Here is an 11887-nt window from a genome sequence, read left to right on the forward strand (position 1 = left end):
TGGGTGACGAACGGCACGCGGGGCGGGGGTTGGCTGGGGCCTTACCGCCGCCTTAACCTACGGTCACGTAACCTACGAAGCCGTAGGTAATTCTCCCGTCCCCAGGAGCGACCCGTGACGATCACCTCTCCCCACCTCGGCAGCTCGAAGGCGTGGACCGACGCCCAACTGCTGTACGCACTGGAGGAGGTGGTGGAGAAGGAACTCAACCGCCATCTCAAGGTCGCCAAGGCATGGATGCCGCACGAGTACGTACCGTTCTCCGACGGCCGGAACTTCCCCGGCGTGTTCGAGGACGGCGAAGCGTGGGAGACCAGCCAGTCCAAGGTCACCGACATCGGTCGGATCGCCCTCGTCGTGAACCTGCTCACCGAGGACAACCTCCCCAGCTACCACCACGAGATCGCCTCCCTCTTCGGGCGCGACGGCGCCTGGGGCACCTGGGTGCACCGCTGGACCGCGGAGGAGGGCCGGCACGGCATCGTGATGCGCGACTACCTGCTGACCTCGCGCGCCGTGGACCCTGACAAGCTCGAAGAGTTCCGCATGGCCCACATGGCCGAGGGCTTCGAGTCCGACAACCGCCACTCCATGCTGCACTCGGTGGCGTACGTCGCGTTCCAGGAGCTCGCCACCCGCGTCTCGCACCGCAACACCGGCCACCAGTCCGGCGACCCGGTCTGCGACCGGATGCTCGCACGGATCGCGACCGACGAGAACCTGCACATGGTCTTCTACCGCAACCTGCTGGCGGCGGCCTTCGAGCTCGCCCCGGACCTCACGATGGAGGCCGTGCGGGACGTCGTCGTCAACTTCCGCATGCCCGGACACGGCATGCCCGGCTTCGAGCGCGCCGCCGCGCAGATGGCGATCGGCGAGATCTACAACATGCGCATCCACCACGACGACGTGATCCAGCCCGTGCTGCGCTACCTGAAGGTCCTCGACATCGACGGCCTCGGCCCGGAGGGACTCAAGGCGCAGGAAGAGCTGGGCCTGTACATGAGCGGCCTTGACAGCGAGGCGTCGAAGTTCGACGAGAAGCTGGCGGCCCGCAAGGCCCGTCTGGCGGCCCGCGCCGCCCAGGCCTGAAACTCCGGCTGACCCCCGGGACCGCGTCCCACGGCTCGAACCCAGGGCCGGGCTGTTCGCCCTTCGGCCTCGCATCGGGATCCGCTCCCCGGTCCGACGGCCCGGTGGCGGCGCACGCTCCCCGCGTGCGCCGCCACTTCGCGTTGCTGCCGCTCCGCCTCGAAGCCGCTCCGCCTGATGCCACCCCCGAGCTTCACGGAACGTACTCTGTGCCGGGTGAAACCAGTGACACGTCTCGTTCTTTTCGGTGCGCCGATTGTCATCGGCGTTTCGATCCTGTTCAGCGGCGGCGACTCCGAGCCGCCCAGGGTGACCGGCCGGACGGCCGGACCGACGCAGACCGGCGCGGCGAAGCCGGAAGCGGCGGAACAGGCCGAGGAGCAGACCGAGGAGATCGACGCCCTGCCGCCGGGGCTCGCCGCTCCGGAGATGAAGGAGACCGCCTCCCAGCTGGTGGCCAGCGCCGAGGCGTCCACCCTGGACTGGCGCAGCCAGTACGGAGCGATCGAGGACATCGGGGACGGTACCGGCTACACGGCCGGGATCATCGGTTTCTGTTCCGGTACGAACGACATGCTGCAACTGGTCGAGGGCTACACCGACGAGCACCCCGGCAATCCGCTCGCCCCGTTCCTCCCCGCGCTGCGCGCGGTGGACGGGACCGACTCGCACGAGGGTCTGGATCCGGGCTTCACGGACGCGTGGCGCGAGGCGGCCGAGGACCCGGCCTTCCGCGCGGCCCAGGACGAGACGCGGGACAGGCTGTACTTCGAGCCGGCGGTCCGGCTGGCGAAGCTGGACGGGCTCGGCACCCTGGGGCAGTTCATCTACTACGACGCGATGGTGCTGCACGGGCCCGGCATCGAGGCGGACGGCTTCTACGGCATCCGCGACGCCGCGATGGAGTCGGCGGACACTGCGGCCGAGGGCGGCGACGAGAAGGTGTATCTCGACGCCTTCCTGGACGAGACCAGGTCGGCGATCAGGGCCCGCAAGGTGCAGCGTGACACGTCCAGGATCGACACGGCGCAACGGGTCTTCCTGGACGAGGGCAACCTGGCCCTCGAGAAGCCCCTGGTGTGGCAGGTGTACGGCGAGACCTTCCGCATCACCTGACGGGGAAGGTCTCGCGGACGGCTGCTCAGCGCACGGCGGGGCGCGATCTGCGCAGCCGCTCGCGCTCCTTCTCGGAGAGCCCGCCCCATACGCCGAAGCGCTCGTCGTGGGCGAGTGCGTACTCCAGGCACGCCAGTCGGCCTTCGCAGGCATTGCACAGCTGCTTGGCCTCCCGGGTGGAGCTGCCCGGCGCCGGGAAGAAGAACTCCGGCCCGGCCTGCGCGCACAACGCGGTCTCCTGCCAGGTGAGCTCGTCGGTCGTGGTGTTGATCGGCATGGTGCCCACCGTGCCCCGTGGCGATAAACAAGTGATCAACGACCGTTCAACGAACGGCCGGCCGGGCGGAGGGCCGCATCCTCGGCGCGGCCGTTCCCGCAGGCCGACTACGACATCGGGACGGGCTTGATCACCGCGAAGGCCGCGCCCGCCGCGTCCGCGAAGGTCGCGATCCGGCCGACTTCCGGCACGTCCGAGGCCGCCGCGGTCACCCGGCCGCCCAGCCGCTCCGCCGCGGCCGCCGCGGCGTCGACGTCGTCCACGGCGAAGTACGGCAGCCAGTGCGGTCCCGCCTCGGCCTGGCTGGGCACCTCGTCGAGCGGGACGAGCCCGCCGAAGGAGGCTTCCTCGCTCTCGGTGCCCGCGGGCCGGACGACCGTGTAGGAGCCGTCGGGATAGGACATGTCCTGGGTCTGCCACCCGAAGACCGTGTGGAAGAAGGCCGCTGCCGCGGGTACGTCCGGGGTGTAGAGCTCGGACCAGATCAGCGAGCCGGACTCCATGATCATGCCGAGTCCGGTGTTCGTCCCGGGCTGCCAGACACCGAAGTACGCACCGGTGCTGTCCGTGAACCCGCCCATGCGTCCGTAGTCGAGCACGTCCATCGGGGCGAACGCCGCGGTGCCTCCGGCCTGCTCGACCGACCGCGCGGTGGCGTCGGCGTCAGGGGTCTGGAAGTACACCGACCAGGCGGGCTTCCCCTGTTCCGGCGGCACGGTCATGACGCCCGCGACGGTCTTTCCCCTTAGCTGGTACATGCCGTAGCCACCGGTCTCCGGTCCGCCGGGCACCAGCTCCCAGCCGAAGAGGCCGCCGTAGAAGGCCGTGGCCGCCTCGACGTCGGGGGTGCCGAGGTCGATCCAGTTGGGGGCGCCGGTGACGAAAGCTGGGTCGAGCATGATGTGCTCCTTCGGCGAGTTCCGTTGTCTCGCGCGTCCTGGCCGGGTGTCCGGCCGGTCCGGGTCGAATCTGGTCGAACATCCCGCTTGTCCTGGTCGAACAGGGATGTGCCGCTTCTGTCCGAGTCTTGCACCCGCCACCGACAACCGCAGTTCGCGTGCACGGGGCGCAGCGGGACACGTGGCACGATGGACCGGTCGTGGCAGGGGCCCCGCGCTGGCGGAGCACGGTGGCGGGGACAGAGGGACGTACATGACGCAGGCCGGACCCACGGGCCGGACACCCACGGGGAGAGCCGCTCGGGAGCTGCTCGGGAACGCCGGGGAACTCGCCGGGGCGGCCCGCACGGTGCTGGACGACCACCACCGTGCCGTCGAGTCGGCGCGCGCCGCGATCACCCCGCTGCTGGACTCCCTCGTCGGGCTGGAACTGGCCTCCATCCCCGTGGCACGGCTCGCTGACGTCACGGAGGGCAGGCTGCGCCTCGGCGCGCTGGAGCAGGCGGGATACACGAGCGTCGGACAGGTCCACGGAGCGGGGCGCTACGAGCTCCGCCAGATCCCCGGAGTCGGCGCGCACACCGCCGACCAGGCGCTGGCCGCGGCCCGGCAGATCGCGCACGCGGTCCGGGACACCGTCGCCGTACGGATGGACGTGGACACGGCGGACGCGGCCACGACCGCGCTGCTCGTCGCCCTGCACCGCCTCGTCGAGGGCGGCCCGGACGTGCGCAGGGCGGTCGACGCCGCCCGCCGTCTGACCGGGGAGCTGGAACCGCTGCTCGCCGCGGCGGCGCCGGCGCGGAGCCGGCTCCGGATGCTCTTCGCCGGCCGGGCGGGCGCCGCGCGGGCGCTGGCCGCCGTCGCCTCCGTACGGACGATGACGGAGGACGCCGCCGCGCGGGGGCTGCGGACGCTGTTCGGGCAGGTGTCCGTCGACCTGCTGCGCGGCCCCGCGTCGGAAGCGGAGGCCTGGGTCGACTTCGAGCTGCGCTCCCCCGAGTACTACAGCCTGCTGGCCGAGCTGTCGGGCAGCGAGCCCGACCGGGACGCCGCCGAGGGCTTCATCCCCGCCGGGATCGCGGAGCGGGTGCGCGGGCTGCGGCTGGACGACACGTGTCTGCGGGTCTCGCTGCGCGGTTACCAGTCCTTCGGCGCGCGCTTCGCACTGACCCAGAAGCGGGTCGTGCTCGGCGACGAGATGGGGCTCGGCAAGACCGTGCAGGCCATCGCGGCGCTGGCGCATCTCGCGGCCGGGGGCGAGAGCCACTTCCTGGTGGTGTGCCCCGCGAGCGTGCTGATCAACTGGCGGCGCGAGGTCGCCGCCCGCTCCACCCTGCGGCCCGTGCCGGTGCACGGACCCGAGCGGCAGGACGCGTTCGCCGAGTGGTGCGAGCGGGGCGGGGTCGCCGTGACGACCTTCGACGCGCTGCACACGCTGCCGGACGGCCCGCGGAGCGGGATCAGGCCGGGCATGGTGGTCGTGGACGAGGCGCACTTCGTGAAGAACCCCGAGACCCGCCGCGCCCGCGCTGTGAGCGGCTGGACGGAGCACACCGAGAGGGTGCTGTTCCTGACCGGGACCCCGATGGAGAACCGGGTCGAGGAGTTCCGGAGCCTGGTGCGCCGGCTGCGGCCCGAGCTGGCCCCGCTGGTCACCTCCACGCACGGGGTCGCCGGTTCGCACGCGTTCCGCCGGGCCGTCGCCCCCGCCTATCTGCGCCGCAACCAGGAGGACGTCCTCGCCGAACTCCCGGCGCTGGTGCGGGCGGACGAGTGGGAGGAGTTCTCGCCCGCCGACTCACAGGCGTATCGCGAGGCGGTCGGGTCGGGTCACTTCATGCGGATGCGCCGCGCCGCGTACGCCCGCCCCGAGACGTCCGCCAAGCTGAACCGGCTGCGCGAACTCGTCGCGGAGGCCGAGGCCAACGGACTGAAGGTCGTGGTGTTCTCGTACTTCCGCGAGGTGCTCAGCACGGTCCGGGAGGCTCTGGGCGACGGGGTGTTCGGCCCGGTGTCCGGCTCGGTCCCGGCCGCGCGCCGGCAGGAGCTGGTCGACTCCTTCGACGCGGCGGACGGGCACGCGGTGCTGCTGAGCCAGATACAGGCCGGCGGTGTCGGCCTGAACATCCAGGCGGCGTCGGTCGTCATCCTGTGCGAACCGCAGATCAAGCCGACGATGGAGCACCAGGCGGTGGCCAGGGCACACCGCATGGGGCAGATACGGACCGTGCGGGTGCACCGGCTCCTCGCGGCGGACAGCGTCGACCAGCGGTTGCTGGACATCCTGGCACGCAAGGACCGGCTCTTCGACGCGTACGCACGGCGCAGTGATGTCGCCGAGGCGACGCCCGACGCGGTGGACGTCTCGGACGGGAACCTCGCCCGGCGGATCGTCGAGGAGGAGCAGTCGCGGCTGGCCGCCGAGGTCTGACCGGGCTGCCGCCCCGTGCCCGCCGCTCAGGCGCGCCCTTTGCCGTGGGACGGCACCGGGGGCGCGCCCTCGGTCGCGGGCGGACCCCGGGTGCGTCCCCCGGCCGCGCACTCAGTGCTCGTGCGCGTCCCCGGCGGCACCGGCCGCGTGGTGCGGCGGGTCGTACCCCGGGACCGTGCCGTCCGCCTTGGCGACCAGCAGCAGTCCGGCCATCCCCATGTCGGAGTGGCTCTGGACGTGGCAGTGGTACATCCACGCGCCGGCCCCCACGTGCTCGCCCGCGATGATCTGGAAGCCGAAGGAGTCGGCGGGGCCGCAGATCTTCGTGTCGATCACTCGGCTGGGATCGTCGGGGCCGGTGAGCAGCCCCGTCCTGTTGTCGGCCCAGCGGTGCCCGTGGATGTGGAACGTGTGGTAGTACTCGCCGTGCGTGATCATCACGACCTCGACCCGGTCGCCCACGGTGGCCTCGAAGTTGGGGCTTTCGTGCGCCGCCTTGTTGTTGATCGTCATGTCGTTGAAGACGATCGTGATCGTCCTGTCCGGCAGGACGTCTCCCCTGCGGCGGACGACGAGCGGCCCGTACAGGCCCTTGCGGATGCCGCCCGTGCCGTGGTCCGTGCCGACGACGTGGTCGTGGTAGTGCCAGTAACCCGCGCTGCCCGCCTGCCAGGTGCCGTCCTTGCGCCGGCCCGGGGCGTGCGTGCGCCAGGTGTACGTGCGGGTGCCGCCCGGTTCGACATGGCTTCGGTTCATCCGGGTGCCGTCGCTCGCGATGTCGTAGTCGACGCCGTGCACGTGGAGGCTGGCGTCGACGTCCGTGGTGTTCTCGAACTCGATGTGCAGCGTGTCGCCCTCGGTGATCTCGATGAGGGGGCCGGGGATCGACGCCTTGCCCTTCTCCAAGCCGTATCCGAGCTGACCGTCCGCCAGTTTCTCCGCGTACAGCTTGAGATGGCGCACCGCCCCTCCCGCGGCGGCCGTCTTCGCGGGGTTCTCCGCGGAGGTGGCCTGCACCGCACCGAGTGACATCGATGTCACTCCGGTGGCGGCCGCCACCCCGCCGCCCACCAGCATCCTGCGGTTGAAGGTCCTGCGGTCCATGTCGAACTCCCCACTGCGAGAAGGAAACTGACGCGCTGCTCCCCTGGACGGCCCACACGGTAGTCGGGGCCCGATGGTTTATCCACACTCAGGACAAAGTTCGTTCGATTGCTGCCATACCTATTGGCGCGCCGCGAAAAGAGGTCTAGCTTCGTGCGCTGTCGCCTTCAGCTCAGAGGTGCGATGAGAGAGAAGTGACCGGAGAAGTGACCAAGAGGGGTGGGTGACCACATGCAGCGCACACCACATCACAGGTCCAGATCGCGCCGCGGTATCGCGGCGGCCGTGGCAGCGGGCGCCCTGACCGCGTCCCTGCTCGGCGGGAACGCGGCCACCGCAAGCCCTTATCCCGATCCAGGGCTGAAGGAGAGGATGGCGACAACGTTGTCCCTGCCTTCGCCGCCCGGCGGTGCCAACGTGCGGGTGCTGGTGTTCCACGCCTCCGCGGGCGACGAGTCGCCGACCGTGGACGCCGGCATCGCGGCCATCGAGAAGATCGGGCTCAGCGGTCCCGAAGCCGGGCGCTTCAAGACCGTCGCCACCGACGACGCCGGAGTCTTCACCAACGGCAAGCAGCTCGGCAGGTACAACGCCGTCGTGTTCCTGACCGGCGGCGGCGATGTGCTCGACCCTGAGCAGGAAGCGGGTCTGGAGGCGTACATGGAGGCCGGCGGAGGCTTCCTCGGCATCCATGACGCGGCACGCACGGAACCGTACTCCGACTGGTTCACCGGGCTGGTCGGTGCCCGCCCCGCCGCGGACAGCCCGGCGGCCGTCCAGCGCGCCACCGTGGAGATCGGCGACCGGCAGCACCCGGCGACGAAGAACCTCCCGCTGGAGTGGAAGCGCCCGGACAAGTGGCTGAACTGGAAGGACAATCCGTCCGGCGACGTGCACACCGTGGCCCGGGTCCGCGAGCTCACCTACACCCCGGGCAAGAGCGCCAACGGATGGGACCACCCGGTCTCCTGGTGCCGTGACTACGACGGCGGCCGGTCCTTCTACACCGCCATGGGCGGTACGGTCAGCAGCTTCGCCGAGACCGACTTCCGCGACCATCTGCGCGGCGCGCTCGCCTGGACGAGCCGTCTGTCGCAGGCCGACTGCAAGGCCACGATCGACTCCAACTACACGGCCGAGCGGCTCACCCAGCCCAACCAGCCGGGGCAGAACGACCAGATCGGCGAGCCCCACGGCCTGGTGACCGCGAAGGACGGCCGGGTCTTCTACATCGGCCGCGGCGGCGCGGACAGCAGTGTGCCGGTGGTCACCGACTGGAACGACCCGAACATCGGCAAGGGCGAGGGCGAGATCCATGTGTACGACCCCGCGACCGGGAAGGTCACCCTCGCCGGCAAGCTGAGCGTCTTCGGCAACAAGGGCGGCGGCGACGAGCTGGTCAAGGTCGAGGAGGGGCTGCTCGGGATCGAGCTGGACCCGGACTTCGCCACCAACGGCTGGATCTACCTGCACTACACCCCGCACGCGAAGATCGACCGCGACAAGCGGATGGCGGTGCGGCAGGTCTCGCGGTTCACCTTCGACCACGCCACGGACAAGCTGGACCTGGCGTCCGAGAAGGTGCTGCTGCACTGGCCGGTCCAGATCCACAGCTGCTGCCACGCAGGCGGCGGCATGGCCTGGGACTCGAAGGACAACCTCTACATCGCCACGGGGGACAACAACTCCTCCGGCTTCAGCGACGGTTACTCCGGCAACAACCCGCAGCCGAACTACAAGGGCGTGTCGTTCGCGGACGCCCGTCGCACCGCGGGCAACACCAACAACCTCAACGGCAAGATCCTGCGGATCCACCCCGAGGACGACGGCACCTACACCCTGCCCGAGGGCAACCTCTTCACCGGCAAGGAGCCCGACGAGGGCGGTGGCAAGACCCGGGGCGAGATCTACGTGATGGGTGTGCGCAACCCGGCACGCATCTCGATCGACAAGGCGACCGACACCCTGTACGCGGGCTGGGTCGGCCCCGACGCGGGCTCTCCCAGCACGACCTGGGGTCCCGCGAAGTACGACACGTTCGCCGCGATCACCAAGGCCGGCAACCACGGCTGGCCGTACTGCATGGGCAACAAGCAGCCCTACCGGGACCGTAATCTGCCCGATCCGTCCAAGCCTCTGGGCTGGTACGACTGCGACGCCCCGAGGAACGAGTCGCCCAACAACGACGGCCTGGTCAAACTGCCTCCCGTCACGTCGAACACCATCTGGTACTCGCCCCAGGGCGGCGGCGTGGACTACCCGCGTGACGCGAACGGCGTCCCGAGCTACAAGGTCGAGGACCAGAAGCAGCTCCTGCCCTGGCTCAAGGGCGGCGGCCAGGCCACGATGAACGGCCCGGTCTACCGCTACGACTCCGCGAGCACCAGCGAGGCCAAGTGGCCCTCGTACTGGGACGGGAAGTGGTTCGTCGGTGACTTCTACGACGACACCCAGCCGCGCCACGCCGTGCTGACCGACCCGAAGACCGTCGGCAAGGGCGGCCTGCCCACGCACGCCGAGTCCCTGAAGAAGATCATTCCGGTCGGGGCCGACGGCATCCGCAACCTCATGGACTGGAAGTTCGCCCCGGACGGCTCCCTCTACGTCCTCGACTACGGGCGCGGCTTCTTCACCTCCGACTCCAAGTCCGCGCTGTGGCGCGTGACCTACAAGGGCGGCGGTCCGACCCCGGCCGCCGCCGACCTGGCCAGGAAGGCGGCAGCGCAGTGAGACACCCCTCTCTCCTCGCTCGACGACGGCACGGGCCCGCACGCTGGTGGCTCGCCCTGCTCGGCTCGTTCGTGATGGTGCTCGGACTGGCGTCGACCGCCGCGTACGGACGGGACGACAGCAAGGCCGCCGCGGCCGACCAGGTCCTCACCTGGACCGCGGGCGACCCCATCGACCACTATCTGACGGCGCCGAAGACGGCGGTGGCCGGCGCCGCGACCATCGTCTTCGAGAACAGCACGGCGACGGGCAACACGACGGGCATGCCGCACACGCTGACGTTCAGCGTGTCGGACCCTGAGTTCAACAACGACGTCGCCGTGAACATCCTGGCCAACCCCAGCGACAGCGAGGGCGGCAGGCACAGCGTCGAGGTCACCCTCACGCCCGGCCGGTACTTCTACCACTGCACGATTCCCGGCCACGGCTCGATGCAGGGGATCCTCACGGTGACCGAGGACGGCGGCGGCGAGGACACCACGGCTCCCGAGGCCTCCGCGACGGTCGACGGTGACAAGAACGCCGACGGCGCGTACATCGGCCAGGCCACCGTCACCGTGGCCGCGACCGACGCGGGTTCGGGCGTCGGCACCGTCGAGTACGCCGTCGGGGCGGACGGCGCCTGGCAGCCGTACACGGCCCCCGTCGTGGTGAACGAGGTCGGGTCGCACACGATCCGCTACCGCGCCACCGACAAGTCCGGCAACGTCGCGCCGGAGAAGTCCGTCGACTTCACCGTCGCCGCACCCCCGACGGACGACGAGACCCCGCCGGAGACCTCGGCGACCGTCTCGGGCGAGAAGGACGACGCCGGGGCCTACCTCGGGATGGCCACGGTCACCGTGACCGCGTCCGACACCGGGTCAGGCGTCAACACCATCGAGTACGCCGTCGGGACGGACGGCGCCTGGCAGCCGTACACCGCGCCCGTGATGGTGCACGAGGTGGGGACGCACACGGTCCGCTACCGCGCCACCGACAAGTCCGGCAACGTCGCGGCGGAGAAGTCCGTCGACTTCACCGTCGCCGAGCCGCCGTCGCAGGACAAGACGCCGCCGGAGACCTCCGTGGTGGTCTCGGGCGACAAGAACTCGGACGGCGCCTTCATCACCAGCGCCACGGCCACGGTCACCGCGAAGGACACCGACTCCGGTGTGGACCGGACCGAGTACTCCCTCGACGGCGGTCCCTACCTCGCGTACACCACGCCAGTGATCGTCGACCGCGTCGGCCGCCATACGTTCGCCCACCGGGCGACGGACAAGGCCGGCAACACCTCCGAGGCGAAGCAGACCTCGTTCACCATCGCCGAGAGCGGCGGTGTCCCGGCTCCGAACTGCCCGGAGTACGACGTGCGGCTCACCGTCTTCGTCGGCACGGTCGACACCGGCGTACCCAACCGGATCACGGGCAACCGCTGCACGATCAACGAGCTCATCGAGGACGAGAAGGACTGGTCCTCGCACGCGCTCTTCCTCAAGCACGTCGACAAGGTCCTCGACAAGCTGCTCGCCGACGGGGTCGTCGACGCCCGTGAGCACAAGAAGATCTACCGGGCCGCCAAGCAGTCCGGCATCGGCAAGCCGGGCCAGGACGAGGGCTACCGCAAGCTCTTCGACGGCACCGCCGAGTCCCTCGCCAGGTGGGAGCAGGTCGGCGGCGGGAAGTTCGCGCTGAACACGGAGGACGGCTCGATCACCAGCTCCACCACCGTGGACGGCATGGGGATGCTGTGGTTCCCGGCCCGGCAGTACGGGGACTTCTCACTGAAGCTCCAGTGGCGGGACGACGCTCCCGGCACGGGCAACGCCAACGGCGGGGTCTTCGTCCGCTTCCCGGACGTCCACGACCACCCGGAGGAGTCACGTCCGGAGTGGGTCGCCATCAAGTACGGCCATGAGATCCAGGTCAACGACCGGCCCGACGGCGACATGTACAAGACCGGGTCCCTCTACGGATTCGACCGGGTCGGTCTCGGCGGCGCCGGGGTCACGCCGAAGGGCACCTGGAACGACTACGAGATCAAGGTCGTGGACCAGCACTACTCGGTATACCGCAACGGTGTGCTGATCAACGAGTTCGACAACACCGGCGGGCAGCTCTTCGAGCCCCCGCGGGGCGACGACCCGGGCACCGACGGGCGGCGCTACGCCTCCGGATACATCGGGCTCCAGGTCCACAGCACCACGGACGTGATCTCGTACCGCGACATCCGCATCAAGGAGTTGTAGGGGC

Annotated in this window: 8 protein-coding genes; 5 read left to right on the top strand and 3 right to left on the bottom strand. The window is 70.2% G+C overall.

The features are described 5' to 3' along the window. Positions 1 to 114: 114 nt before the first annotated feature. Both ABZY45_RS16705 and ABZY45_RS16710 read left to right on the top strand, forming a co-directional pair. Positions 115 to 1092 carry an acyl-ACP desaturase gene (locus ABZY45_RS16705; RefSeq protein ID WP_356740568.1) on the top strand — a complete coding sequence of 326 codons (978 nt, stop codon included), beginning with the start codon at positions 115 to 117 and terminating at the stop codon, positions 1090 to 1092. 225 nt (positions 1093 to 1317) lie between these two features. Continuing rightward, the gene (locus ABZY45_RS16710; RefSeq protein ID WP_356741073.1) at positions 1318 to 2208 is read left to right on the top strand and encodes a chitosanase; all 891 of its coding nucleotides are present in this window, start codon (positions 1318 to 1320) and stop codon (positions 2206 to 2208) included. 25 nt (positions 2209 to 2233) lie between these two features. Here ABZY45_RS16710 and ABZY45_RS16715 read toward each other — a convergent pair whose 3' ends face one another. Then, a complete protein-coding gene (locus ABZY45_RS16715; protein WP_356740570.1) occupies positions 2234 to 2485 on the bottom strand; it encodes a WhiB family transcriptional regulator in 252 nt (83 codons plus the stop codon). Positions 2486 to 2592: 107 nt separating this feature from the next. After that, the gene (locus ABZY45_RS16720) at positions 2593 to 3384 is read right to left on the bottom strand and encodes a VOC family protein (RefSeq protein WP_356740572.1); all 792 of its coding nucleotides are present in this window, start codon (positions 3382 to 3384) and stop codon (positions 2593 to 2595) included. 253 nt (positions 3385 to 3637) lie between these two features. Between ABZY45_RS16720 and ABZY45_RS16725 the strand changes: the two genes are divergently transcribed. Then, positions 3638 to 5818 carry a DEAD/DEAH box helicase gene (locus ABZY45_RS16725; RefSeq protein WP_356740573.1) on the top strand — a complete coding sequence of 727 codons (2181 nt, stop codon included), beginning with the start codon at positions 3638 to 3640 and terminating at the stop codon, positions 5816 to 5818. A gap of 111 nt (positions 5819 to 5929) precedes the next feature. On the opposite strand, the gene ABZY45_RS16730 is transcribed toward ABZY45_RS16725, so the two are convergent. Next, the gene (locus tag ABZY45_RS16730; protein ID WP_356740575.1) at positions 5930 to 6922 is read right to left on the bottom strand and encodes a multicopper oxidase domain-containing protein; all 993 of its coding nucleotides are present in this window, start codon (positions 6920 to 6922) and stop codon (positions 5930 to 5932) included. A 231-nt stretch (positions 6923 to 7153) separates the two neighbouring features. Here ABZY45_RS16730 and ABZY45_RS16735 point away from each other — a divergent pair, with 231 nt between their 5' ends. Together ABZY45_RS16735 and ABZY45_RS16740 are read left to right on the top strand one after the other, a co-directional pair. After that, the gene (locus ABZY45_RS16735) at positions 7154 to 9652 is read left to right on the top strand and encodes a ThuA domain-containing protein (protein WP_356740577.1); all 2499 of its coding nucleotides are present in this window, start codon (positions 7154 to 7156) and stop codon (positions 9650 to 9652) included. Further along, positions 9649 to 11883 (top strand): family 16 glycoside hydrolase, encoded by a 2235-nt coding sequence (locus tag ABZY45_RS16740; RefSeq protein WP_356740579.1) that lies wholly within the window; start codon positions 9649 to 9651, stop codon positions 11881 to 11883. Before ABZY45_RS16735 ends, ABZY45_RS16740 begins: the two co-directional genes overlap by 4 nt. Positions 11884 to 11887: the final 4 nt, after the last annotated feature.

The sequence above is a fragment of the Streptomyces sp. NPDC006516 genome (assembly GCF_040611875.1).
GTDB lineage: Bacteria > Actinomycetota > Actinomycetes > Streptomycetales > Streptomycetaceae > Streptomyces.